The sequence below is a fragment of the Micromonospora sp. NPDC049257 genome, from assembly GCF_040678915.1.
Lineage (GTDB): Bacteria > Actinomycetota > Actinomycetes > Mycobacteriales > Micromonosporaceae > Micromonospora > Micromonospora antibiotica.
The window spans coordinates 142,695-167,611 of the sequence record NZ_JBFAQU010000007.1; the positions used below are offsets into that span (position 1 = coordinate 142,695).

At 73.5% G+C, this 24,917-nt stretch carries 20 protein-coding genes; 8 read left to right on the top strand and 12 right to left on the bottom strand.

The features are described 5' to 3' along the window. Positions 1 to 268: 268 nt before the first annotated feature. On the bottom strand, positions 269 to 1,132 hold the full coding sequence (locus AB0K25_RS13760) for an aminoglycoside phosphotransferase family protein (protein ID WP_172898393.1): 864 nt from the start codon (positions 1,130 to 1,132) through the stop codon (positions 269 to 271). Between the two features lie 7 nt (positions 1,133 to 1,139). After that, entirely contained in the window at positions 1,140 to 2,321 is a 1,182-nt protein-coding gene (gene ftsY / locus AB0K25_RS13765; protein ID WP_219468288.1) for a signal recognition particle-docking protein FtsY, read from the bottom strand. A gap of 148 nt (positions 2,322 to 2,469) precedes the next feature. Between ftsY and AB0K25_RS13770 the strand changes: the two genes are divergently transcribed. From AB0K25_RS13770 to AB0K25_RS13795, 6 genes are all read left to right on the top strand, one after another. Next, positions 2,470 to 4,182, top strand: a complete 1,713-nt coding sequence (locus tag AB0K25_RS13770; RefSeq protein WP_363820350.1) for an alkaline phosphatase D family protein — start codon at positions 2,470 to 2,472, stop codon at positions 4,180 to 4,182. A gap of 23 nt (positions 4,183 to 4,205) precedes the next feature. Further along, the gene (locus AB0K25_RS13775; protein ID WP_307826066.1) at positions 4,206 to 4,643 is read left to right on the top strand and encodes a MarR family transcriptional regulator; all 438 of its coding nucleotides are present in this window, start codon (positions 4,206 to 4,208) and stop codon (positions 4,641 to 4,643) included. A 261-nt stretch (positions 4,644 to 4,904) separates the two neighbouring features. Beyond that, positions 4,905 to 6,524 carry an MDR family MFS transporter gene (locus tag AB0K25_RS13780; RefSeq protein WP_219468280.1) on the top strand — a complete coding sequence of 540 codons (1,620 nt, stop codon included), beginning with the start codon at positions 4,905 to 4,907 and terminating at the stop codon, positions 6,522 to 6,524. Beyond that, positions 6,521 to 7,012, top strand: coding sequence for a universal stress protein (locus AB0K25_RS13785; RefSeq protein ID WP_219468277.1), 492 nt, complete (start codon positions 6,521 to 6,523; stop codon positions 7,010 to 7,012). Before AB0K25_RS13780 ends, AB0K25_RS13785 begins: the two co-directional genes overlap by 4 nt. 126 nt (positions 7,013 to 7,138) lie before the next feature. Further along, positions 7,139 to 7,660 (top strand): DinB family protein, encoded by a 522-nt coding sequence (locus AB0K25_RS13790; RefSeq protein WP_219468274.1) that lies wholly within the window; start codon positions 7,139 to 7,141, stop codon positions 7,658 to 7,660. 169 nt (positions 7,661 to 7,829) lie between these two features. Then, positions 7,830 to 10,118 carry a tetratricopeptide repeat protein gene (locus AB0K25_RS13795; RefSeq protein ID WP_363820354.1) on the top strand — a complete coding sequence of 763 codons (2,289 nt, stop codon included), beginning with the start codon at positions 7,830 to 7,832 and terminating at the stop codon, positions 10,116 to 10,118. Positions 10,119 to 10,134: 16 nt separating this feature from the next. Here AB0K25_RS13795 and AB0K25_RS13800 read toward each other — a convergent pair whose 3' ends face one another. The 3 genes from AB0K25_RS13800 to AB0K25_RS13810 all read right to left on the bottom strand — a co-directional run bounded on the left by AB0K25_RS13800 (position 10,135) and on the right by AB0K25_RS13810 (position 14,845). Then, positions 10,135 to 10,752: an HAD-IA family hydrolase gene (locus AB0K25_RS13800; RefSeq protein ID WP_219468269.1), complete on the bottom strand. Its 618-nt coding sequence runs from the start codon at positions 10,750 to 10,752 to the stop codon at positions 10,135 to 10,137. Next, positions 10,752 to 14,360 carry a chromosome segregation protein SMC gene (gene smc, locus AB0K25_RS13805; protein ID WP_357534576.1) on the bottom strand — a complete coding sequence of 1,203 codons (3,609 nt, stop codon included), beginning with the start codon at positions 14,358 to 14,360 and terminating at the stop codon, positions 10,752 to 10,754. The genes AB0K25_RS13800 and smc overlap by 1 nt, the downstream gene beginning before the upstream one ends. A 290-nt stretch (positions 14,361 to 14,650) precedes the next feature. After that, positions 14,651 to 14,845, bottom strand: coding sequence for a hypothetical protein (locus AB0K25_RS13810; RefSeq protein WP_067305353.1), 195 nt, complete (start codon positions 14,843 to 14,845; stop codon positions 14,651 to 14,653). 374 nt (positions 14,846 to 15,219) lie between these two features. Here AB0K25_RS13810 and AB0K25_RS13815 point away from each other — a divergent pair, with 374 nt between their 5' ends. Both AB0K25_RS13815 and AB0K25_RS13820 read left to right on the top strand, forming a co-directional pair. Then, positions 15,220 to 16,977, top strand: coding sequence for a CAP domain-containing protein (locus AB0K25_RS13815; RefSeq protein WP_363820357.1), 1,758 nt, complete (start codon positions 15,220 to 15,222; stop codon positions 16,975 to 16,977). 107 nt (positions 16,978 to 17,084) lie between these two features. Continuing rightward, complete coding sequence (locus AB0K25_RS13820; RefSeq protein WP_357534581.1) at positions 17,085 to 17,990, top strand: endo alpha-1,4 polygalactosaminidase; 906 nt, start codon at positions 17,085 to 17,087, stop codon at positions 17,988 to 17,990. A gap of 123 nt (positions 17,991 to 18,113) precedes the next feature. On the opposite strand, the gene AB0K25_RS13825 is transcribed toward AB0K25_RS13820, so the two are convergent. The 7 genes from AB0K25_RS13825 to AB0K25_RS13855 all read right to left on the bottom strand — a co-directional run bounded on the left by AB0K25_RS13825 (position 18,114) and on the right by AB0K25_RS13855 (position 24,800). Next, entirely contained in the window at positions 18,114 to 20,333 is a 2,220-nt protein-coding gene (locus tag AB0K25_RS13825; protein ID WP_363820360.1) for an MMPL family transporter, read from the bottom strand. Between the two features lie 223 nt (positions 20,334 to 20,556). Continuing rightward, entirely contained in the window at positions 20,557 to 21,414 is an 858-nt protein-coding gene (gene mutM, locus AB0K25_RS13830) for a bifunctional DNA-formamidopyrimidine glycosylase/DNA-(apurinic or apyrimidinic site) lyase (protein WP_219468259.1), read from the bottom strand. After that, positions 21,407 to 22,204, bottom strand: coding sequence for a ribonuclease III (rnc, locus tag AB0K25_RS13835; protein ID WP_244252296.1), 798 nt, complete (start codon positions 22,202 to 22,204; stop codon positions 21,407 to 21,409). The genes mutM and rnc overlap by 8 nt, the downstream gene beginning before the upstream one ends. A gap of 108 nt (positions 22,205 to 22,312) precedes the next feature. Beyond that, complete coding sequence (locus AB0K25_RS13840; RefSeq protein WP_219470756.1) at positions 22,313 to 23,335, bottom strand: phosphate acyltransferase PlsX; 1,023 nt, start codon at positions 23,333 to 23,335, stop codon at positions 22,313 to 22,315. A 114-nt stretch (positions 23,336 to 23,449) separates the two neighbouring features. Continuing rightward, positions 23,450 to 23,623 (bottom strand): 50S ribosomal protein L32, encoded by a 174-nt coding sequence (gene rpmF / locus AB0K25_RS13845; RefSeq protein WP_088646032.1) that lies wholly within the window; start codon positions 23,621 to 23,623, stop codon positions 23,450 to 23,452. Positions 23,624 to 23,628: 5 nt separating this feature from the next. After that, on the bottom strand, positions 23,629 to 24,192 hold the full coding sequence (locus tag AB0K25_RS13850; RefSeq protein WP_208567211.1) for a YceD family protein: 564 nt from the start codon (positions 24,190 to 24,192) through the stop codon (positions 23,629 to 23,631). A gap of 110 nt (positions 24,193 to 24,302) precedes the next feature. Next, positions 24,303 to 24,800, bottom strand: a complete 498-nt coding sequence (locus AB0K25_RS13855; RefSeq protein WP_208567212.1) for a hypothetical protein — start codon at positions 24,798 to 24,800, stop codon at positions 24,303 to 24,305. Positions 24,801 to 24,917: the final 117 nt, after the last annotated feature.

Below are 24,917 nucleotides of genomic sequence, written 5' to 3' on the forward strand. Positions count from 1 at the left end.
GAAGCTTGGTCGGCGGCTGTTTCCTGGACCGACACCCCTCGATTTCCGACACGTGACGGGTTGTTTCCGGCGTGTGAAGAACCTCGATCATGAAAACCGGGAAACGAAAGAGTGGCCGTCCGGTGACGAACGGCCGCTCTTTCCCCGATGGCGGCTGATCGCCGGGGTGGTCCGGGTGGTGGGCGCGTGGGGTGACCGGGCCCGGCTCGCGTGGGGCCGCCGGGCCGGGCGCGCGGGACGCGCCGGGCGCGCACCGGCCCCGAGCGGGTCAGCGGAGGGCGTGCTCCAGGGCGTGCCGTTCGTAGTCGAGCAGGCGCAGGTCGCGCATCGGGCGCCGAAGGTGACCCTTGTGCACGATCCGGACGAACGCCGGCTCCCCCGCCGCGGCCATCCGCCGGATGCCCTCCACGTGGTCGACGATCCGCTTGCGGATGGTCCGGATCAGCCGGTGCCGGTCCCGGGGGATCAGCCCGTACGCGTCGGCGAACAGCCGCAGCCGGCGGGGGCGGTCCGGGTGCTTCCAGCCGAGCGTGATCGAGTCCCGGTCGGCGAAGATCGGCACCCAGGTCCACGCCGCGTACGCCACGTCGTAGATCCGGGCCCCGGGCGAGGCGAGGTCGAAGTCGATCAGGCCGAGGGTGCCGTCGGGCCGCCAGATCACGTTGTGCGGGGCGGCGTCGTGGTGGCAGATCACCTCGGTGTCCGGTGGCGGCGGCCCGAACGAGCGCCAGACCGCGCCGGGCGGCGGGGCGAAACCGTACTGGGCGTCGTGGAACATCCGCAGCATGGTGGCCACCGTCACCAGCGCCTCGTCGGTGACCCAGTGCGGGGCCAGCGGGTACTCCCCGCACTCCCCTTCGAGGTAGGACAGCACCTCCCGGTTGCGCTCGTCCATCCCCAGCGCCCGGGGAGCGCCGGTGAACCCGACGTACTCCAGGTGGCGCAGGAGGGCGTGCACCGAGGGCGTCCACGGGCCGGCGTTGCGCCGGACGGTGTCGCCGACCCGGACCACGGTGCTCACGTTCCCGCCGTGCAGCGGGATCTCCTGCGAGGTCACGTACGGTCTCCCCAGGCCCGGCGCCGCATGGCGGGGGTCACGCCACCCGGCGTACGCGCGATCGTCGTTGCTCACCGCGAGGTTACGCGTCCCGGGCGAGCGGCTCGGTGCCGAGCAGCGCGTCGACGAACTGCGCCGGGTCGAACGGGGCCAGATCGTCCGCGCCCTCGCCGAGACCGACCAGCTTGACCGGGATGCCGAGCTTGCGCTGGACGGCGATCACGATGCCGCCCTTGGCCGTCCCGTCGAGCTTGGTCAGCACCACGCCCGTCACGTTCACCACCTCGGTGAAGACCCGGGCCTGTTCCAGCCCGTTCTGCCCGGTGGTGGCGTCCAGGATCAGCAGCGTCTCGTCGATCGGGCCGTGCTTCTCCACCACCCGCTTGACCTTGCCCAGCTCGTCCATCAGGCCGATCTTGTTCTGCAACCGGCCGGCGGTGTCGATGAGCACGGTGTCGGTGCCGGCGTCGATGCCCCGGCGGACCGCGTCGAAGGCCACGCTGGCCGGGTCGGCGCCCTCGGCGCCCCGGACCGTCTCGGCGCCCACCCGGCCGCCCCAGGTCTCCAGTTGGTCGGCGGCGGCGGCGCGGAAGGTGTCGGCCGCGCCGAGGGTGACCGAGCGGCCGTCGGCGACCAGCACCCGGGCGATCTTGCCGCAGGTGGTGGTCTTGCCGGCGCCGTTGACCCCGACCACCAGCAGCACCGCCGGCATGCCGTCGCGGCCGGTGGTGCGCAACGAGCGGTCCAGTCCCGGGTCGAGGGCGGTGACCAGCTCGGTGGCGAGCAGGTCGCGCAGCTCACCGGCGGAGCGGGTGCCGAGCACCCGGGTCCGCTCGCGGAGCCGGTCGACGATGTCCCGGGTGGCGTCGATGCCGACGTCGGCGGTGATCAGGCTGTCCTCGATCTCCTCCCAGGCGTCCTCGTCGAGGTGGTCGCGGGCGAGCAGGCCGAGCAGGCCCTTGCCGAAGGCGTTCTGCGAGCGGGCCAGCCGCGACCGCAGCCGGACCAGCCGGCCCGCGGTCGGCTCGGGGACCTCCAGCGGTGGGGCCGTGACCACCGGCGGCTCGATCAGGACACCGGTGGACAGGTCGGACTCCGCCGCCTCGACGGGTGGCCCGGCGAGGTCCTCCTCGGCCCGGGTGTCGACCTCGGTCTGCGGCAGCGGGGGTGCGGCACGCCGACGCAGCCGGGGCACGACCAGGCCGAGGCCGCCGAGGATCAGCACGCCGAGCAGGGCCAGTGCGACGAGGAGGTAGTCCGTCATGCCGAAATCCTGTCAGATGCCGGCGACGGCGTCCCACTCACCGCCTCCGGAGCTGAGCGAGCTGCGGGTACGCTCGCCGCTGCCGGGGGTGACCCACCCGCCCACGGGGTAGAAAAGATGAAACGTCCTCTCCTCGGAGGTGCCACCAATGCCTGAGCCCCGTCTGCTCATCGGCCCGTTGCTGCGCCGGGTCGTCGGCACCCGGGCGACGGTGTGGGTGGAGACCAGCGGGCCCGCGGTGGTCACCGTCCGCACGGCCGACGGCGCCACCGGCTCCGCGCCGACCTTCTCCGCGTACGAGCACCACTACGCGCTGGTGGTGGTGGAGGGGCTCACCCCGGACCACACCACCAGCTACGAGGTGCTTGTCGACGACGAGCTGGTCTGGCCGGTGGCCCGGGACGGCTTCCCGCCCAGCGTGATCCGGACCAGGGCGGCCGACGACCAGGACCAGCCGGTCAGCCTGATCTTCGGGTCGTGCCGGGAGACCACCCAGCACAACACCACCCGCAAGCTGCCCCCGGACGCGCTTGACGCGTACGCCCGGCGGTTGATGGCCGCGCCCGACCCGGACGACCTGCCCGACCTGCTGGTGCTGCTCGGCGACCAGGTCTATGCCGACGTCACCTCGCCCACGGTCAAACGGTTGCTCAAGCGGCGTCGGCGGCGGCCGAAGGACGCCCCGGCCGACCAGGTGGTCAGCTTCGACGAGTACACCAAGCTCTATCTGGAGTCGTGGCGCGACCCGGAGATCCGCTGGCTGCTGTCCACGGTGCCGAGCGTGATGATCTTCGACGACCACGAGGTGATCGACGACTGGAACACCTCGAAGTCGTGGCGGGCCGACATGCGCGAGCAGGCCTGGTGGGCCGAGCGGATCCGCAGCGGCCTGGCCTCCTACTGGGTCTACCAGCACCTGGGCAACCTCGCCCCGGACGAGATCGCCGCCGACCCGCTCTATGCCAAGGTGGTCGCCGCCGAGGACGCCACCGCGGTGCTGCGCGAGTTCGGCGAGCGGGTGGACTCCGAGGCCGACGAGGCGCACGACACCGAACGCTGGCGGGCCGTGCAGTACCAGTGGAGCTACGCGCTGGACCTGGGCCGGACCCGGCTGGTCATGCTGGACAACCGGTGCAGCCGGGTGCTCGAACCGGGCGTCCGGTCGATGCTGCCCGCCGGTGAGTGGTCCTGGTTCCTGGACCGGGCCCACGGGGTCTACGACCACCTGGTGATCGGCGCGTCGCTGCCCTGGCTGCTGCCGCCGGGCATCCACCACGTGGAGGCGTGGAACGAGAAACTGGCCGACTCCGGCCGGCCGTGGGTCGCCGGGCTGGCCGAGAAGCTGCGCCGGGCGCTCGACCTGGAGCACTGGGCCGCGTTCCGCCGTTCGTTCGACGCCCTCGGCGCGCTGTTCGTGCGGCTGGGCAGCGGCACCCCGGCCAGCACCGGGGACCGGATCGGCGCGGGGCCCGCGTACCCGGCGCCGGCGTCGATCAGCGTGCTCTCCGGCGACGTGCACCACTCGTACGTGGCCCGCGCCCGGTTCGACGACCCGGCGGTGCGTACCCCGGTGCACCAGCTCACCTGTTCCCCGATCCACAACCAGGTGCCGGCGGCGATGCGCCCGCTGATGAAGCTGGGCTGGAGCGCCGGACCGGCGGCGGCCACCCGGGCGCTGGCCCGCTCCGCCGGGGTACGCCGCCCGACGGTGCGCTGGAAGAAGCTGGCCGGCCCGTACTTCGGCAACGCGGTGAGCACGCTGCGGCACACCGGGCGGGAGGCGGTGGTGCTGATCGAGGGCACCACCAGCGACGGGCACCTGCGTGAGGTGGCCCGGCAGCGGCTCTCCTCGGCGAAGTGACCTCCGCCACGTACCCTCGTGCCGTGGACGATCATCTGCCCGAGACGCTGCGCGTGTTGGAGCACGAACTCACGGCGCTGCTCCGCCGGGGCCGGGCACTGTCCTGGGAGATCGCCCGGGAGGTGCACCCCAACCTGGAGCCGAACGCGTACGGCCTGCTGCTGTGGTTGCGCCGGTCCGGGTCGACCCGACTGACCGACCTGGCCGCTGAGCTGGGCATCGGCAAGGGCACGCTGAGCCGGCAGATCCAGGGGCTGGAGGCGCTGGGCCTGGTGCGCCGCGATCCGGACCCGGTCGACCGGCGGGCGGCGCAGCTGCGGCTGACCGAGGAGGGCACCCGGCGGTTCGACGCCGCCCGGTCCGCCCGGATGGACCAGATCAACCGGTCGATGGAGACCTGGCCGAAGCGGGACGTCGAGGAGTTCGCCCGCCTGATGCACCGGTTCAACGAGACCTTCTGACCCTGTCGCGCCACTCCCCGGCTCCGGCGGGCGTCACCTGCTGACCCCGTTGCGGCCCGGCGGTGCGACGCGCCAACCCCGCCGCACCCCGGCCCGGCCCGACCCCGCCGCACCCCGGCCCCGCCGCGCCCCGGCCCGACCCCGCCCGGCCCGGCCTGGGGTCAAGGGAATAGAGCCAGGTCACCTCCGGTTGTTGCTTGGGGCAACGAACGCTTACGGTTGCCCGAGGCACCCTTTTCACCACCAGCGGAGGCAACGACGATGACCCAGGCGACAGCGCCCACCCGGGCGACCGGCGTCGAGATGACCCACCGGCAGATCCTGGAGGCCCTCTCCGGACTGCTGCTGGGCATGTTCGTCGCGATCCTCTCCTCCACGGTCGTCTCCAACGCGCTGCCGCGGATCATCACCGAACTCAAGGGCGGCCAGTCCGCCTACACGTGGGTGGTCACCTCGACCCTGCTGGCGACCACCGCGACCACCCCGATCTGGGGCAAGCTCGCCGACCTGACCAGCAAGAAGCTGCTGGTCCAGCTCTCCCTGGCCATCTTCGTGCTGGGCTCCGTGCTGGCCGGCCTGTCCCAGTCCACCGAGCAGCTCATCGCCTGCCGGGTGCTCCAGGGCGTCGGCGCGGGCGGCCTCACCGCCCTGGCCCAGGTGATCATGGCGACGATGATCGCGCCCCGCGAGCGCGGCCGGTACAGCGGCTACCTCGGCGCGGTGCTGGCCGTCGGCACCATCGGCGGCCCGCTGATCGGCGGCGTCATCGTCGACACCTCCTGGCTCGGCTGGCGCTGGTGCTTCTACGTCGGCGTGCCGTTCGCCATCGCCGCCCTGGTGGTGCTCCAGAAGACCCTGCACCTGCCGGTCGTCAGGCGCCAGGTGAAGATCGACTGGTGGGGCGCGACCCTGATCACCGCCGCCGTGTCGCTGCTGCTGATCTGGGTCACCCTGGCCGGCGACAAGTACGACTGGATCTCCGGGCAGAGCGCCGCCATGGTGATCGGCGCGATCGCCCTCGGCGTGCTCGCCGTCCGCGTCGAGAACCGGGCCAGCGAGCCGATGATCCCGCCGAGGCTGTTCCGCAACCGGACCATCACCCTCGCCGTCGTCGCCAGCATCGCCGTCGGCGTCGGGATGTTCGGCGCATCGGTCTTCCTCGGCCAGTACTTCCAGATCAGCCGGGGCGAGAGCCCGACCATGTCCGGTCTGATGACCATGCCGATGATCCTCGGCCTGCTGATCTCCTCCGTCGTCGTCGGCCGGATCATCACCCGGACCGGCCGCTGGAAGCGCTACCTGGTCGCCGGATCGGCGCTGCTCACCGCCGGCTTCGCGCTGATGGGCACGATCCGCTACGACACCCCCTACTGGCACCTGTCCATCTACATGGCGCTGATCGGGCTCGGGCTCGGCATGACCATGCAGAACCTCGTCCTCGCCGTGCAGAACACCGTCGACGCCCACGAACTCGGCGCGGCCAGCTCGGTGGTGGCGTTCTTCCGCAGCCTCGGCGGCGCGGTCGGCGTGTCCGTGCTCGGCGCGGTCCTCAGCCACCGGGTCAAGGACTACATCGCCGACGGACTCACCGCGCTGGGCATCCCGGCCACCGGCTCGGGCAGCGGCGGCGTGCTGCCCAACGTGCACACCCTGCCGGGGCCGATCCGGACCGTGGTGGAGAGCGCCTACGGCCACGGCGCGGGTGACATCTTCCTGGTTGCCGCCCCGTTCGGGCTGATCTCCCTGATCGCGGTGATCTTCATCAAGGAGATCCCGCTACGCCAGCACACCGGGGACGCCCGGACCGACACCGTCGCGCAGGAGTCCACCGTCGCGGCGGCTGCCGGGGCGGCGGTGGTCCGCACCGGGACCGACCGGTGAGCGTCCCCGTCGAGCGTGAGCAGTACGGCCCGCAGGCCCGCCCGCAGGAGTTCGAGCGGGGCACCGACGGACCCCGGGTCGTGCTGGTCGGGGTCGACGGCAGCCGCACCTCGCTACGGGCCGCCTCCTACGCGGCAGGGCTGGCCCGTCGACAGGGCGCCGGACTGGTGGTGGTCTTCGTCAGCGCACCGGCCGGCTACACCAGCCTGATGCCCGGGGTGGTGGCCGGGGCGGTCCAGCAGACCCACGACGAACTCGCCGACGACCTGCGACAGGAGTGCCGCCGGGGCGCGGAGGAACTGGGGCTGCCGGTGACGTTCCTGTGCCGGCGCGGCGACGCGTACACCGAGTTGCGGGCGGCAGCCGACGAGTCCCGGGCGGACCTGGTGGTGGTCGGCTCCTCCGAGCAGGCCGGGCACCGGCTGGTCGGTTCCGTCGCCACCCGCCTGGTCCGCACCGGCCGCTGGCCGGTCCTCGTCGTCCCCTGACCGGGGCAGGGTCGGCGACCGCCGCCTGCGCCGGGTCGTCGCCGGGCATCCGGGCCGGGTGGTGCCGCCGACGACGCGACGAATAACGGTCGCGGAATGTCGGACCGGGCGACGAGGATGCCGGGCATGACCTGGCGAGCACCGGACATCACCCGGACCCCTGAACTCCCCGTCGGCGACGAGCGGGCCATGCTGGAGAGCTGGCTCGACTACCACCGGCAGACCCTGCTGCTCAAGTGTGCCGGGCTCACCGGCGAGCAGTTGCGCACCCCGAGCGTGCCGCCGTCCGAGCTCACCCTGCTCGGCCTGGTCCGGCACCTGGGCGAGGTGGAGGCCTGGTGGTTCCGGGAGAACTTCGCCCGGCAGCAGGTCGACTACCCGTACGGTTCCGTGGACGACCCGGACGCCGACCTCGACGTGAGCCACGCCGACGCCGAGGCCGACTTCGCCACCTACCACGAGCAGGTCGAGCTGGCCCGGGCCGCCGCCGTGGGCCGCTCGCTCGACGAGACGTTCACCGAGGTCGGCACCAAGGGGCGGACCTTCAGCCTGCGCTGGGTCTACCTGCACCTGATCGAGGAGTACGCCCGGCACAACGGTCACGCCGACCTGCTCCGGGAACGCCTCGACGGGGTCACCGGCGAGTGACCCCGTCGCCGGTCGGCGCGGCCCACCCGTCCGCCGGCCGGCCCGACCCCGGCCTGGGGTGTTGCGGGCACCCGTCGTGACCAGATGACCGGACATCACCATCCGTGAGGCCGCAGGAGCGCTCCGGAGCACCGATGAGCGGCGTGCGTCCACACGGGATGATGGAGACATGGGTGAGGTCTTCCGCCGTCGCCCGCCCGGCCGGCGGGCGGTGATGTTGCTGCTGGCGGCGTTGCTGGCTGCCGCCGTGGCCATCGTGCTGCTGCGTCGTCCCGTCGATGGCGCAGCGCTGCGCCCCGGCTGGGCCGGCACCGAGCAGGCCGGTTGGATCGCCGGCATCGTCAGCGCGGTGTTCTCCCTGGTCGGCACCATCGCCGCCGTGCAGGCGCTGCGGGTCGGCCGAGCCGACCGTGCCCCGGCGACCGGCCGTCTGGTGCAGGTCGGACGGCTGCCGCAGTCCGCGTCCTGGTTCCAGGACCGACGTGCGCAGCTGGACCTGACCCGCGTCGCCCGGACCGGCCGCACCGCGGTGCTCACCCAGGTGCTCTCCGGGATGGGCGGTGTCGGCAAGACCCAACTCGCGGCCCAGTTCGCCCGACGCCTGGCCCACACCGGCGAACTCGACCTGCTGGTCTGGATCACCGCCATCAGCCGGGACGCCATCCTCGCCGGTTACGCCCAGGCTGCCTGGCAACTACGTCTGGTCGATCCGACGGTGGACCTGGAGCAGGCCGCCGCGACACTGCTGAACTGGTGCGAACGCACCGACCGCCGCTGGCTGGTGGTGCTGGACAACCTCGACACGCCGGCCCACGCGGCCGGCTGGTGGCCGCCCGCCAACCGCCACGGGCGCACGATCGTCACCACCCGCCGACGTGACGCCGTCCTCGCCGCCGAGGGTCGCGTCCTGGTCGAGGTGGGGCTCTTCAGCGAGGCCGAGGCCGAAGGCTACCTGCACCGGGCCATCGCCGACCCGGGTCGGCTGGCCGAGGCCGGTCAACTCGCCGCCGACCTCGGCCATCTGCCGCTGGCCGTCGCCCAGGCCGCCGCCTTCATCCGGGACCGGGGGCTCGACTGCGCCGGTTACCGCCGGCTGCTCACCGACCGCCGACGGCGGCTCGACGAGTTGGTGCCCCAGCCGGACGCCCTCCCCGACGACCACCGGGCCACGGTGGCGGCGACCTGGGCGCTGTCCATCGACGCCGCCGACGCGGCGACCCCCGCCGGCCTGGCCCGGCCGGTGCTGAATCTGGTCGCGCTGCTGGACCCCAACGGCGTCCCCACCACCCTGCTCACCACCACGGCCGTACTGGCCTATCTGACCGAGGCACGCGGCACCGACGACGTCGTCGGGGTGGACGAGGTGGGTCGCGCCCTGCACAACCTGCACCGCCTCAACCTGATCACGCACGACCCGCACGGTGGCAGCCTGCGGGTGCACGCGCTGGTGCAGCGCGCCGCACGGGATCAGCTCACCGGCGACCAGCTCAGCCGGGCCACCCGGACCGCCGCCGCCGCGCTGCTGGACCAGTGGCCCGAGAGCGAGACCCGCCCGGCCCTCAGTCAGGCGTTCCGGGCGAACACCGTCGCGCTCCGTGATCATGTCGGTGACCTGCTGCTCCGCGACGAGTCTCGGGACGTGTTGATCAGCCTCTACAGCAGCCTGGGTGACGCCGGGCTGGTCAGGGCTGCCAGCGACGGCCTGGATCGGACCATCGCCGACTCGCTGCGGCTGTACGGGCCGGACCACGCCGGAACACTCAACTTCCGTTTTCTGCACGCCTTCCACCGGGGTTGGGGCGGAGATGCCGCCGGGGCGGCGGACGAATTCGTCACGCTCGCCGCCGACTGCATCCGGGTGCTGGGCCCGGACGCCCCGCTCACATTGACCACCCGGCACAACATCGCCTTCTGGCGGGGCGAGGCGGGCGATCCCGCCGGGGCCGCCGAAGCCACCGCCGAGGTCTTCGCCGACCGCCTACGGGTGAACGGCCCGGACCACCCCGAGACACTGAACTCCCGGGGAAGCCTGGCCTGGCTACGGGGACAGGCCGGTGATCCGGCCGGTGCGGTCGTCGCGCTCCGTGAGCTGCTCGCCGACTGCCATCGGCTGCTGGGCCCCGAGCACGACGTGACCCTGAAAGCCCGCAACGGCCTGGCCTTCCAGCTCGGCGTCACCGGTGAGCACGCCGCCGCGGTGAGCGAGACGCGGGCACTGGTCGCGGACTACATCCGGGTGCTCGGCGCCGAGCATCCGCAGACCCTGTACGCGCAACGGAACCTGGCCTCGTGGCGGGGGCGCGCAGGGAATCCGGCGGGTGCCGCCGACGCCCTGGAGCAGTTGCTGGCCACCTGTCTGCGGGTGGTCGGCCCGGACCATCCGCTCACCGCCGAAGCCGCCGAGGCCCTGACGTACTGGCGACAGCAGAGCCAGCCCCACGACGTCAGCGACGGATGACCCCCGCCGCCCGGGGTCAGTGGGCCAGCGCCGCCCGCAGGTAGCGCAGCCCCTCCGGCCCACTCCACCGGTACGCCGACAGCCCGGCCGCCCGCGCTCCCCGGACCGCCCAGTCCTCGTCGTCGACGAAGAGCACCCGCGCGGGCGGGGTCTCCAGCGCCGCACAGGCCGCCTGGAAGTACTCCTTCGCCGGCTTGTGCACCCCGACGACCGAGGAGTTGACCACCACGTCCAGCTCGCCGACCAGGCCCAGCTCGGCGAGGTCGGTGTCGAGCAGGTCGGTGGCGTTGGTGCCGAGACCCACCCGGACCCCGGCGGCCCGCACCTCGCGGACGAACGCCAGCACGTCGGCGTCGAGCTCACCCCGGTAGCGCTGCCACTGCTGCACCGCCGCCCGCGCCCGGTCCGGGCCGACCGACTCGGTCAGCGCGTCAGCCACGCTGGACACCCAGTCGGCGTGGCTGACCTGACCGGTCAGCACCGGTTGCAGCCTCCCCCAGTGCATGGCGATCTCGCCGAGCACCCCGGCGGAGAGGCCGTACTCCCGCTCGATGCCGGCGGCCACCGCCGGGTCCCAGTGGCGCAGCACGCCGTCGAAGTCGAGCAGGAGCGCCGTCGGCCGTTCCCGTGCCACTACTGATTCTCCTCAGTTCGGTCGGACCGCTCGTCGTCGGTCCGGTTGAGCCGTTGGCTGATCACCTGGGTGACGCCGCTGCGCATGGTCACGCCGTAGAGCGCGTCGGCGATCTCCATGGTCCGCTTCTGGTGGGTGATGACGATCAGCTGGCTCTTCTCCCGCAACTGGGCCAGCAGCGTGATCAACCGACCCAGGTTCACGTCGTCGAGGGCCGCCTCCACCTCGTCCATGATGTAGAACGGGCTGGGCCGGGCCCGGAAGATCGCCACCAGCATCGCCACCGCCGTCAGCGACCGCTCACCACCGGAGAGCAGCGACAACCGTTTGATCTTCTTGCCGGGTGGCCGGGCCTCCACCTCCACGCCGGTGGTGAGCAGGTCGTCGGGTTCGGTGAGGATCAACCGGCCCTCGCCGCCGGGGAAGAGCACGGTGAAGACCTGCTCGAACTCGCGGGCGGTGTCGGCGAACGCGCTGGCGAAGACCTCCAGGATCCGCTCGTCGACGTCCTTGACCACGGTGAGCAGGTCACGCCGGGTGGCCTTGAGGTCCTCCAGCTGCTCGGAGAGGAACTTGAAGCGCTCCTCCAGGGCGGCGAACTCCTCCAGCGCGAGCGGGTTGACCTTGCCGAGCAGGGCCAGTTCCCGTTCCGCCTTGGCGGCCCGCTTCTCCTGCACCGGCCGCTCGTAGCGGACCGGCTCGGGCACCGGCAGGCCGTCGCGTTCGGCGGTCGCGACGTCCACCGGGGTCGGCGGGACGGGCTGCGCCGGGCCGTACTCGGCGAGCAGGGTCTCCAGGTCCAGGCCGAAATCCTCGGCGGCCTTGGCTTCCAACTGCTCGATGCGCAGCCGCTGCTCGGCGCGGGCCACCTCGTCGCGGTGCACCTGGCTGGTCAACCGCTCCAGCTCCGCGCCGAGCCGCTTCGCCGCCCCGCGTACCTCCTGGAGTTCGGCTTCCCGGGCGGCGCGTTCGCGGGCGACCGCGTCGCGGTGCTCCTCGGCGCGCGCGACGGAGGTGCCCAGCCGGGTGAGTGCCTCGCGGGCCCCGCCGACCACGGCTCGGGCGATCGCCGCACCCCGGGTCCGGGCCGCCCGCCGGGCCGCCGCCCGCTCCCGGGCCGCCCGCTCGGCGGTGGCCTGCCGGGCCAGCGAGTCGGCCCGGCCGGCGATCGAGGCGACGCGCTCCTCGGCGGTACGCACCGCGAGCCGGACCTCCATCTCGTTCTGCCGGGCCCGGGGCACCATCGCGGCGAGCTGGTCCCGGTCCTCGGTGGAGGGTTCCGCGTCGATCGGGGTGTCCTCGGCGAGCCGCAGCCGCTCCGCCAGCTCGGCGAGGGCGGTCAGGTCACGTTCCCGGGCCGCCTCGGCGCGGGACCGGCTCTCACCGAGCCGGTCGGTCTCCGCCCTGGCCGAACGGGCCGCCGCACCCAGCTCGGCCAGCCGGCGGGCGGCGGCGTTGCGGTGGCTCTCCGCCTCCCGTTTCGCGGCGGCGGCGTGCTGCACCGCCTCCTTCGCGGCGGCCACCTCGGCCCGGGCGTCGACGAGCTGGTCGCGCAGCTCCGCACCGGTCCGTTCAGCGGTGAGCCGGTTGGTGCGGGCCTCCTCCACGGCGGCCTGCACCTCGATGAAGCTGGCCGCCTTGGCCGACCCGCCGGCCGCCGCGTACGCCCCGACCACGTCGCCGTCCGGGGTGACCGCGCGCAGCTCCGGGTTGTCCGCGACCAGCTCGGCGGCGGCGGCGAGGTCGTCGACCAGCGCCACGTCACGCAGCGCCCGGTGTACGGCGGGACGCAGCTCGGGGGCGCACTCCACCAGGTCCGGCGCCCACCGGGCGGACTCCGGAAGCCGGGGGCGCAGCGCGTCGGCGGAGCCGGTCATGCCGGGTCCGGCGGGGCCGCCGACCAGCAGGCCGGCCCGGCCGGCGTCGGAGATCTTCAGCAGCCGCATCGCCTCGACGGCCTCGTCCACCCCGGTGACCGCCACCGCGTCGGCGAGCCCACCGAGCGCGGCGGCGAGCGCCGCCTCATGGCCGGCGGCGACGGTGAGCAGCCCGGCCAGGCTGCCCAGCAGGCCGGGCACCTCGTCGGCGCGGGCCAGCAGCGCCCCGGCACCGTCCTTGCGGCGCAGGCCCAGGGCGAGCGCCTCCTCGCGGGCCTTCCACGTCGCGGCGTCCTTCTCGGCGGCCCGCTCGGTGTCGGTCAACGCCCGGACGATGGCCTGGGCCCGTTCGTGGGCGGCCACCGCCTCGGCGTGCCGGTCGTCGAGTTCGGCGTTGTCCCGGTCGGCCTCGGTGGACTGTTCGGCGACCGCGTCCAGCTCGGCCTGGGCCTGGTCGGCGCGGGCCAGGGCATCGGCATGCGCGGCGGCGAGCCGGTCGATCTCCTCGCCGGCGCTGGTGGTGCGGGCCCGCGCCGAGTTCACCTGCCCGGTCAGCCGGGCCAGGCCCTCCCGCCGGTCGGCGATCGCCTTGGCGGCGGCGACGAGTTCCCGTTCGGCGGCGGCGAGCTGGCGTTCCAGCTCCTGCCGGTGCTCGACGGCCTCGGCGAGCCGGATCTGGTCGTCGGTGAGCGCCGCGCGCAGCTCCTCCTCCTGCTCGCGGACCCGCTGCGACTCGGCCTCCAGCTGGTCGGGGTCCCGGCCGGGTCGCTCGTCGTCGCCGGTGGCGCTGAGGTGGCGCAGCCGTTCCCGGGCCACCTGCTCCACCGAGCGGAACCGTTCGGCGAGGGCGGAGAGCTTGTACCAGGTGTCCTGGGCGGCGGCGAGCAGCGGCGCGTCCTCGGCGAGCGCCGCCTCCAGCTCACCGAGACGGCCCTGCACCTCGGTGTGCTCGCCCTCGATCTGTTCGCGCCGCTCCCGCAGCGCCGTCTCGTCGGCGATCTCCTTGTCCAGGGTGACCCGCAGGGTGTGCAGGTCGTCGGCGAGCAGCCGGAGCCGGGCGTCGCGCAGGTTGGCCTGGATGGCGGCGGCCCGGCGGGCCACCTCGGCCTGCCGGCCCAGTGGCTTGAGCTGGCGGCGCAGCTCGGCGGTGAGGTCGGTCAGCCGGTTGAGGTTGACCTGCATCGCGTCGAGCTTCCGCAGCGCTTTCTCCTTGCGCTTGCGGTGCTTGAGCACGCCGGCCGCCTCCTCGATGAACGAGCGGCGGTCCTCCGGTTTGGCGTGCAACATGCCGTCGAGCCGGCCCTGACCGACGATGATGTGCATCTCCCGGCCGATGCCGGAGTCGCTGAGCAGCTCCTGGATGTCGAGCAGCCGGCACGAGTCGCCGTTGATCTCGTACTCGCTCTCGCCGGAGCGGAACATCCGGCGGGTGATGGAGACCTCGGTGTACTCGATCGGCAGCGCGCCGTCGGTGTTGTCGATGGTGAGGGTGACCTCGGCCCGGCCCAGCGGCGCCCGCCCGGCGGTGCCGGCGAAGATGACGTCCTCCATCTTGCCGCCGCGCAGCGCCTTGGCGCCCTGCTCGCCCAGCACCCAGGCGATCGCGTCGACGACGTTGGACTTGCCGGAGCCGTTCGGGCCGACCACGCAGGTGATCCCGGGCTCCAGCTTCAACGTCGTGGCGGAGGCGAAGGACTTGAACCCCTTCACCGTCAGACTCTTGAGATGCACCTGTCCGATCCTCGTCCGGTGGCCACCGCAGGCGTCGCGGGCTGCGCGGACCTGGTGAACCCGCAGACTAACCCGTCGGTACGCGGTGACCGGCACGCGACCCGCCCCGGCCCCCGGTGCCGCACCCCGTACGGTTCGGAAAATGATCGGGTGTGCTACGCCACATCGAGTGACAAGATCACGAATTGACGCCCGGGAGAATTGCCGGCGACAGCACTGCGCGCCGGCACAAAAAAGTGTCGGCGCGCTATTTCGCGGTGGTGCTGTTCAGTTTTCTGCGGTGCCGAAGATCAGGTGAGCGCCGGCTCGGCCAGCCGGAGGAGGTCGTCCACCTCCGCCGCAGCCGCCGCGAGCCGATCATTGTCGGCGCGCAGGCGCGTGATCTCGAACTCCAGGGCCTGCACCCTGGAACGCAGTCGGGTGACCTCGTCGAGCAGACGCCGGTCGGGCGCTGCACCTACGTGGCCGTACAGGGCCTTCGCCATGCTAACTCCTTGATATGCGCTGCCGGAAAAGCCGGCCAACGCGCGCCCATTTCGTGTTCGCGACTACTACCGGGCCACTGAGTTCCGGGCGTGGCTGGGCGCGACTGGCGACACCTACATATTGAGCGATAATCCGCCGTTCGTCAAGTTCTCGCAGGCCGTAGATCATCTACACGCCTACCCTGACGACTGCGCCGGGGGCCGTAAGGCTCGGACACTCTCTGTCCGGACTTCTTGACTCTACGCCTTCCCCGGCGGCTACGGTGACCCTGGATGTCTGCCCGGCCTTAACTCTTCCTTAGCCGCGTTGCCGCTGTTCCCGTTGCCGCCGTAGCGTCACCCCGGCCCGCAACCGACCCGTGGAGGCGACAGGCGTGTACGGCTCGACCGATCCGAACGACCCGGACGCCGCATACCGACGGCCGCAGCCGTCGGCGGACGACCCGGCCTGGCTGACCGACCGTCCCGAGCCCCGCTCGGCGTACCTCTTCGGTGACGACCCGACGCCGGACGGCCCGGATCGGACCGGCCCCGACCCGGCCGGCACCTCCGCCGGGCGCTTCGCGGGTGGACCCGACCGCTGGGCCGCCGGACCGCCACCCGCCGGTGACCACCGGCCCGACGCGGCACCCGGCCAGCACCCGGCGGAACCGACCGGAACGTGGCGGAACGAGCCGGCGGACCGGTGGCGCGACGAGCCGACCGGCCGGTGGACCGCAGCGGCCGCCGGGCAGTGGCCGACCGCCGACCGGACCGACCGTCGGCAGGACGAACCGACCGGGACCTGGCAGGACGGACCGACCGGGACCTGGCAGGACGACCGGACCGACCGCTGGCAGGCTGACCAGACCGGTCCCACGCAGGGCGGGCCCGCCGGTTCGTGGCAGGACACGCCGACCGGGCCGTGGCACGGCGAAACCGACGGGCAGTGGCAGGGCGAAACCGACGGGCAGTGGCAGGGCGAACCGGCCGGTGGCTGGCAGGGCGGGCACGCCGACCGGTGGCCGGACACGCAGGGCGGGCAGACCGACCAGTGGCACGGCGAGCAGGCCGGGCCGCGGGGTGGCGAGCAGGCCGGGCCGTGGCACGGCGATGCCGCCGACCGCTGGCAGGACACGCACGGCGAGCCGGCCGACCGGTGGCAGGACGAGCAGACCGGGCGGTGGCAGGGCGAACCGGCCGGGACGTGGGGCGGGGACACGCACCCGGCCACCGGGCAGGACGGGCCCTGGGTGGGCGAACCGGACGGGCGGCAGGCGTACCTGAGCGGAGCCGGTTGCGGGCCCGCCGACCGGAACGCCACCGCGCTCGCCTCGGCGGTCGTGCCGGCCGGCGGACCGACGACACCCACCGGCAACGTCCGGCCGACACCCACCGGCCCCGGCCGGCCGCGTCGCCGGCTGAAGCGTCCACTGCTCATCGGCGGGGCCGCCGCAGCGGCGACCCTGGTGGTGAGCCTGGGCATCGGCGCGCTGATGCTGCCCGACGACGAGCGCACCGACCCGGCCGCCCTCGACGAACCGGTGGCCACCGCGCCGGTCATCCCGGACACCGCACCGAGCACCACCGCCCCGACCTCCCCCAGCCCGTCGCCGAGCCCGTCGGCGGCGTCGCCGAGCCCGTCGCCGAGCCGGAGCGTCACGCCGACGCCCGCCCCGAGCCGGACCCAGCCGGCGTCCCGGCAGACCACCCGGGGCGGCAACATCCCCACCGCGGCGACCACCACCCGGGCCGCGGTCAGCGGCGGCGGGGGCAGCCAGGTCCAGCAGGTCGTCGACCTGGTCAACGCCGAACGGGCCAAGGCCGGCTGCGCCGCCGTCACGGTGGACGCCAAGCTGACCCTCGCCGCCCAGCAGCACAGCCAGGACCAGGCCGACCACAAGAACATGACGCACACCGGCAGCGACGGCAGCGACGCCGGCCAGCGGCTGGACCGGGCCGGTTACACCTGGCGCACCTACGGCGAGAACGTCGCCTGGAACCAGCAGACCCCGGCTGCGGTGATGGACGCCTGGATGAACAGCTCCGGCCACCGGGCCAACATCCTCAACTGCGCGTTCACCGAGATCGGCGTGGGTGTGGCCGACAGCAACGGGCCGTACTGGACGCAGGACTTCGCCGCCCCGCGCTGACCGGGGACGGCCGGCCCCCGGCGACGACGTGACCGCGTCGTCGCCGGGGGCTTCTCGTTTGACCGGGTGAGGCGTGCGACGTACCGCACGGGACCCGGGAGCCGCCGATGCGCATCCGGCCGTCAGCGTCCGCGACGCGCGGCGGGTCGCCGCTGCCCACCCGGCCACCGCTGCGCCACCCGGCCCGCCGGGTGCTGTCGGCCACGCTGGCACTCACCCTGCTGACCCCGGTGTACGCCTGCCGTCCCGACCTCGGTCCGCCCGGCGCACCGACCCCGTGGCCGCCCGGCACGGCCCGGCAGTGGCGGTGGCAGTGGCAGCTCACCGGCCCGGTCGACACCACCGTCGACGCCGACGTCTTCCTCCTCGACCCGGTCCGGGTGAGCACCGCCGAGACCGGGGCGTTGCGTCGGCGCGACCGGCGGCTGATCTGTCACGTGCCGGTCGGGACGTACGCCGGGACGGATCCGGACGCCGCGCGCTACCCGGCGGCGGTCGGCGGCGGTGCGGCCGGGCGGCCCGGGAGCCGGTGGGTCGACATCCGGCGGTGGGACCTGCTGCGTCCCGTCCTGGCCGACCGGTTCCGGCTCTGCCGGGGCAAGGGTTTCGGCGCGGTGGCCCTCGTCGACGCCGACGGGTACGCCCACCGGTCGGGTTTCCCGCTCGACTTCGACGACCAGTTGGCTTTCAACCGGCGGTCCGCCGCGCTGGCCCGGGCCCTGGGTCTCTCCCCCGGCCTGGTCGGCGACGTCGCGCAGGTGGCCGCGCTGGCCCCGGAATTCGACTTCGCGGTCGACGAGGAGTGCGTCCGGCTGCGCCGCTGCGCCAAGCTGCTCCCCTTCGCCGACGCGGACAAGCCGGTCTTCCAGGTCGAGTACGCCGGGGACCCGGCGGGTTTCTGCGTGACGACCGTCGGCTACGGCTTCGCCTCGATCCGCAAGAACCGCACCCTGGACGCCTGGCGCGTGCCCTGTCCCACCGTCCCCGGGCCGGTCCCCGGCACGCCGGGGTGACCCGGACCGCGAGCTGCGGTCCGGGTCACCCGCGCCGCCGGCCACGGCGCTGCACCACCCGCAAGGGCGGTCACCGGCGGCGAGTGGGCAGGGCGGCGGCCCCGGGGCTGGTGGAACGGCCGGTCAGTGTGCCCCGACCAGCTCCGGCGTCGGGTCGGCCGGTGGGGTGGCGGCGGGCCGGCTGCGCCCGCGCAGGAAGCGGGGCGCCCACCAGTTGGCCTCGCCGAGCAGGGTCATCACCGACGGCAGCACCACCGCCCGGATGATCGTGGCGTCCAGCAGGATCGCCGCGGCCAGCCCGATGCCGAGCTGCTTCATGTCGATCGTGCTGAGCGAGGCGAAGATCGCGAACACCCCGACCATCACGATCGCCGCGCTGGTCACCACCCCCGCCGAGGAGGTGATGCCGTAGGCGACCGCGTCGGCGTTGGACCGGCCGGCGCGTACCGCCTCCCGGATCCGGCTGACCACGAAGACGTGGTAGTCCATGGAGAGCCCGAAGAGCACCACGAACAGGAACAGCGGCAGCCAGGAGACGATCGCCCCCATCGAGGTGAAACCGAGCAGGTCCTGCGCCCAGTCGCCCTGGAAGACCAGCACCAGCAGGCCGTAGGCGGCCCCGGCGGAGAGCAGGTTGAGCAGGATCGAGGTGAGGGCGACCACCACCGACCGGAACGTCCAGGTCATCACGAGGAAGGTCAGCGCCAGCACGAACGCCATCACCAGCGGCAGCTTCTCCCGGATGTGCCGGGCGTAGTCCTCGCTGGCGGCCACCCCGCCACCGACGGCGTACTCGACGCCGGGGATGCCACGCAGTGCGGCGGGCAGCAGGTCGTCGCGGAGTTCGTGCAGGGAGCTCACCGACCGGTCGTCCCGGCTGGCGTACGGGGTGGCCACCTCCAGCACCGACACCCGGCGGTCCGCCGACACCTCGATCTTCGGGCCGTCCGCCTCCACGGGGGCGAACAGCGGGTCGGCGGCGGCGGTGCGGGCCAGCCCGGTCAGCGCGGCGCGCACCTGTTCGGCCTGGTCGGCGGGGGCCCGGACGGCGACCGTGTGGCTGGTGCCGGTGCTCGGGAAGGCGGCGGTCAGCCGGTCGTACGCCTGCATCGCCGGGGTGGTCCGGGGCAGGTCCTCCATGCCGGGGAACTTCAGCTTCATGCCGAGCGCCGGGGCGGCCAGGGCGAGCAGCAGCCCCACCGAGACGATCAGGGTGGCCCGGGGCGCGCGCAGCGCGGGCCGCAGCACCGCCGGCCAGAACCGGGGCCGGGCCGGCTGCCCGTGCCGTCCGGTGCGGGGCGCGGTGAGCCGCCACAGCAGCGGCACCCGGGGGCGGTCCACCCAGCGGCCCAGCTTGGCCAGCAGTGCCGGCAGCACGGTCAGCGAGCCGGTCACCGCGACGGCGACCACCAGGATCGAGCCGACGGCGAGGGACGAGAAGACCACGTCGTCGGCGAGCATCAGGCCGGCCATCGAGATGATCACCGCGAAGCCGGAGACGACCACGGCGTGCCCGGAGGTCTCGGCGGCGATCTCCACCGCGTCCAGCCCGGACCGGCCCTTGGCCCGTTCCTCCCGTTCCCGTCGGACGTAGAACAGCGAGTAGTCCACCCCGACGGCCATCCCGATCAGCAGGATCACGCTGGAGGTGGTGTCGGTGGCGGGCACCAGGTGGGAGGCGAGGGTGGACAGCCCCATCGCGGCGGCCACCGAGGAGAGCGCCAGCAGCACCGGCACCCCGGCGGCGATCAGCGCGCCGAACGCGACGATCAGGATGGCCAGGGTGACCGGCAGGCTGAGCAGCTCGGCCCGCTTGAAGTCCCGGCCCAGGGTGTCGTCCAGGGCCTGGTTGATCGACGGGCCGCCGACCTGCTCGATCCGCAACTGCGGGTGGGCGGCCTGGGCGGCGGCGGTGGCGTCACGCAGCGGCTGCACCCGGTCGGCGGCGGTCTCCGGATCGCCGGCCATGGTGACCGGCACCAGCAGCGCGGCACCGTCGCGCGACGGCACCGGCTCGCCCACCGACGCCACCCCGGTGATCTGCCGCAGCCGGTCGGCCGCGTCGGTCGCCGCGGCCTGCGCGGCGGCCCGGTCCAGGGTGCCGGTACGCGGGGTGATCAGGATGTTCTCCACCGCCGGATCGGTGAACTTCCCCTCGGTGACGATCACGTCGGCGTGACCGGACTCGCCGATCGCCTGGTCCGCCTGGGTGGCCTCGTTCAGGCCGGCGGCGTTGCCACCGACGAAACACACCGCCACGAAGACCACCCAGAGCGCGATCGCGCGCCACGGGTGCTCGGCGCTCCACCGCGCCAACCGCACCGTCACCGGTCTGCCGCCCATCTCCGTCGGGCCCCCTTCCCGTCGGCGCCCTGCCGACCGTGCTGACGCTAGGGACGGCGACGCCGGGGCACATCGGGGATCGGCCCCGGCCCACCCCGGACGCCGCGGAGGCGGCCGGGCCGGGCCGCCCGGGACGACCGACCGGGTGGATCAGCGTAAATCCGGCACCGGCCCGGAGTGCCGTCGGCGCGGCACACCGGTGCAACCCCGAACCGGGTCGGGGTCACCCCCTGAGGGCACCCCGGGGGCGGGGCTGACAGCGCGGGCAGCTGTACGACGACCGGTTCATGAACGCCTCCCGGCGGATCGGCGCCCCGCAACGCCGGCAGGGTTCCCCTTCCCGGCCGTAGGCGTTGAGCGACCTGTCGAAGTAGCCGCTCTCCCCGTTGACGTTGACGTACAGGTCGTCGAAGCTCGTGCCGCCCTGCTTGATCGCCTCGGCCAGGACGTCCCGTACGTGCCCGAGCAGCCGACCCGCGGCGGGGGCGGTCACCGCGTCGGTGGGGCGGGCCCCGTGCAGCCGGGCCCGCCACAGCGCCTCGTCGGCGTAGATGTTGCCCACCCCGGAGATCAGCGTCTGGTCCAGCAGGGCCCGCTTGACCTCCGTACGCCGTCGGCGCAGGGCGGTGACGAATCCGGTGTCGGAGAATTCCGGGTCCATCGGGTCGCGGGCGATGTGCGCGATCTCGGCGGGCAGAACGGCGCCGCCCTCGCTGACCGCGAGCCCACCGAACGTCCGCTGGTCGACGAAGCGCAGTTGCGGGCCGTCGTCGGTGAACCGGAACCGGACCCGCAGGTGCAGCTCGTCGGCCGCCTCGGCCGGCTGGAGCAGCAACTGCCCCGACATGCCCAGGTGGCCGACGAGCGCGTCACCGCTGTCCAGTGGCAGCCAGAGGTACTTGCCGCGCCGGCGTACGTCGGTCACCGTCCGGCCGGCGAGCACGTCGGCGAAGTGCGCCGGGCCGGGGACGTGTCGCCGCACGGCCCGGGGGTGGCGCACCTCCACCGTCGAGATCCGTCGACCGGTGACCCACTGGGCCAGCCCCTGCCGCACCGTCTCGACCTCGGGCAGTTCAGGCACGACCCAGACCCGCCTCGGCGGTCTCGTCGGCCGCCGGCTCCTGCGCGTCGGGTGGTGCGGCGTCCGCGCGGTCCCGCTCGGCCTGCGCGGTCAGCTCCCGCCAGGCCGCGTCGGCGGCCCGCTGTTCGGCCTCCTTCTTACTGCGCCCCTCGGATCCGCCGTAGCGGTTGCCGGCCACCACCACCCAGGCGGTGAAGGTCTTCAGGTGGTCGGGTCCGGTGCCCTCGATCCGGTACTCGGGCACGCCCAGCCCCAGCGCGGCGGTCAGCTCCTGGAGGCTGGTCTTCCAGTCCAGGGCGGCGCCCCGGCCCGCCGACTCGGCCATCAGCGGATCGAACAGCCGGTGGATGACCTCCGCCGCGGTGTCCAGCCCGTACTGGAGGTAGATCGCGCCGAGCAACGCCTCCAGGGTGTCGGCGAGGATGCTCGCCTTGTCCCGGCCGCCGGTGCTCTCCTCCCCCTTGCCGAGCAGCAGGTAGGCGCCGAGCCCGTCGGGGCCGAGCCCCCGGGCGACGTCGGCCAGGGCACGCATGTTGACCACGCTGGCCCGCAGCTTCGCCAGTTGCCCCTCGGGCAGGTCCGGGTGGTTGCGGAACAACGCGGTGGTGATCACCACGCCGAGCACCGAGTCACCGAGGAACTCCAGCCGCTCGTTGGTGGGCAGCCCACCGTTCTCGTAGGCGTACGACCGGTGGGTCAACGCCCGCTCCAGCAGCTCGGGGTCGAGGGTCACCCCGAACGCCGTCTCCAGGTGGGCGACGGGCGCGCGCCGCCGCTTGTCGTTGGTCATGCTCCTACCTCTGCTCCGTTCCCGCCGGCGGGGTACGCGGACTCATGGCCCGTACGCCGGTGACCTGTTCGTTCAGGACTGCGAGGCTGGCCGGCGCACACCTGGTGCTCATGGCCGTCTCCTCGGCTCGCGGCGATCCGCACCGGGAGGATCGGACCCGGCCGATGCCTGCGGGTCCTCCTGGTCGGTGCCGCCGCCGGTCGGCAGGCCGGCGACCTGTTCCCGGACCCGGTCGGTGGCCCGGCGACGCCACAGGTGGGCGGCCAGGGCGATGCCGGAGGCGACGTCGTCGGGGGTCGCCGCGCCGTGGCAGACCACCACGGTGCCGGCCACCCCGAGCAGGGCCGCCGCCCGCGGGGCGTCACCGCCGGCGGGTGGGCCCCCGGTCATCGTGTACGCCCCCTCGATGGCCTTGAGCAGGACGTTACCGGTGAAACCGTCGGTTACCACCACGTCGGCGCGCAGGCCGAGCGTCACGTCGTAGCCCTCGACCAGCCCGACGTAGCGGGCGGCGCAGGGCAGTGGGGCGGCGGCGAGGAGGGGGTCGGCGGTGCGGCGGGGGCGGTCCCCCTTGCCGGTCTCGGTGCCCACCGAGAGCAGGCCGACCCGGGGTGCGACGATGGCGTGCGCGACGGCGGCGTAGGCCGCGCCGAGCACGGCGTGCCGGGCCAGGGTGGCGGGGCGGGGCTCCAGCGAGCCGCCGACGTCGAGCAGGATCACCGGGCCGGAGACGGCCGGCAGGCTCGCCACCAGCGCGGGCCGGCGCACGTCGGCCCAACGGCCGAAGCCGAGGGCGGCGGCGGAGACGGTGGCGCCGGTGGACCCGGCGGAGACCAGGGCGTCGGCGGCGCCGTCGCGGACGGCGGACACGGCCGCGCGGACGGTGCTGTCGGCCCGTGGCGCGTGGTCGGCCGGCCCGGCGGCGGTACGGGTCGCGCGGATGGTGATCCGGGTCCGTTGCTCCGGGGTCAGGGCGTCGACCACCCCGGCCGCGACCTCGGTCGGGCCGACGAGCAGCAGGTGCAGGTCCGGGTCGGCACGCACCGCCCGCAGAGCGCCGTCAACCACGACGGCGGGAGCATCGTCCCCGCCGAGGAGGTCAACGGCGATCCGCGCGGTGCCCGGCTCCATCGCCACGCCGGCCGGAGCGGGCCGATCGACGTCGGAGGGAGCCGGGGCACCGGGCGATCGCCGGGGTGCGCGCGCCACCCGACCTGTGGTCGGGGGTGTCACTCGGCGTCCAGGTCAGACCTCGAGAACCTGGCGGCCGTTGTACGTGCCGCAGACGGAGCACGCCGCGTGCGGCAGCTTGGGGGACTTGCACTGCGGGCAGGCCACGGTCGCGACCACAGCCGCCTTCCAGTTCGCCCGGCGGGACCGGGTGTTGCTGCGCGACATCTTGCGCTTCGGGACGGCCACGGTTCCTACTCCTCTGTACGGTTCAGTTGCGACAGGCTCGCCCAACGCGGGTCGATCTGCTGGTGGCTGTGATCGGCCGGCAGATCGTCCCAGTGCACCCCGCACTCGGGGCACAGTCCTGGGCAGTCCTCCCGGCAGAGCGGGTTGGTCGGCAGCGTGAGCACCACCGCGTCCCGCAGCGCCGGCTCCAGGTCGATCAGATCGTCCTGCATCCGGCCCACCTCGTCCTCGTCGGTCGTGATGTCCGTGGTGCTGTTCTCGTACGCGTACAGCTCCTGGACGTTCACGGTCAACGAGTAGTCGATCGCGCGCAGGCAACGACCGCACTCGCCCTGGACGGGACCGGTGATGGTCCCGGAGACGAGCACGCCCTCGGACACCGACTCCAACCTCAGGTCGAGGTCGAGGTCCGCACCCTCCGGCACGCTGATCAACTCTCCGCCGAGGTCCGCCGGTGCCGGCACGACCCGCCGATGCGTACGCAACGCACCAGGGCGACGCGGCAGGTCCCTCGTGTCGAGGACCAGCGGCGCCCTGGGGTTGAGTGATGAAGGCGAGTGTTTGGGCATAGTCAGACTCCGGCCGGTGAGAGGCCGACAAAAAAGGTTACCTGGGCGACCGCCGGATCGTCGAACCGGGGGCGACGCCCGACCCGTCCGTCGGTGCGATGAGGTGCCGCTCAGAAGGGTAGCGGGCGCTCCGCCTCGTCCCCACCGAAGGTGCCGATCTCCCGCAGCGCGTGCATCTTGTCCCGCCCACGCTCGATCGACGCCAGCGCCCGGGTGAGGAACTGCTCGAAGTTCGCCAGCGCGGTGTCGACGTAGTCGTCGACCTCCTCCCGCAGCCGCTGCGCCTCGGCGCGGGCCTCGGCGATGATCCGGGCCCCCTCGTGCTCGGCGGAGACCGTGATCTCGTTCACCGAGACCAGGCGGGCGTGTTCCGCCTCACCTTCGCTGATGATCCGGTCGGCCTCCCGCTTACCGGCATCCATGATCTTGTCGCGCTCCTCCAGGAGGGCGGCGGCGCGACGCAGGTCGGCGGGGAGGTCGGCGCGCATCTCGTCGAGCGCCGCGATCATCTCGCCCCGGTCGACCATGCAGTTGTTGCGCGACATCGGGACGGAGCGCGCCTGCTCCAGCACGCCGATCAGTTCGTCGATGCGATCGAGCGGGTCCACCGGTACCTCACCCCTGTCGTTCGTCTGCCGACCTACATGATGCGGCCTGCGCCCGACTTCGGCGCTGCACCACATGATGTCGTGCCCGGGCCACCACCGCCCTCACCACCCCGCCAC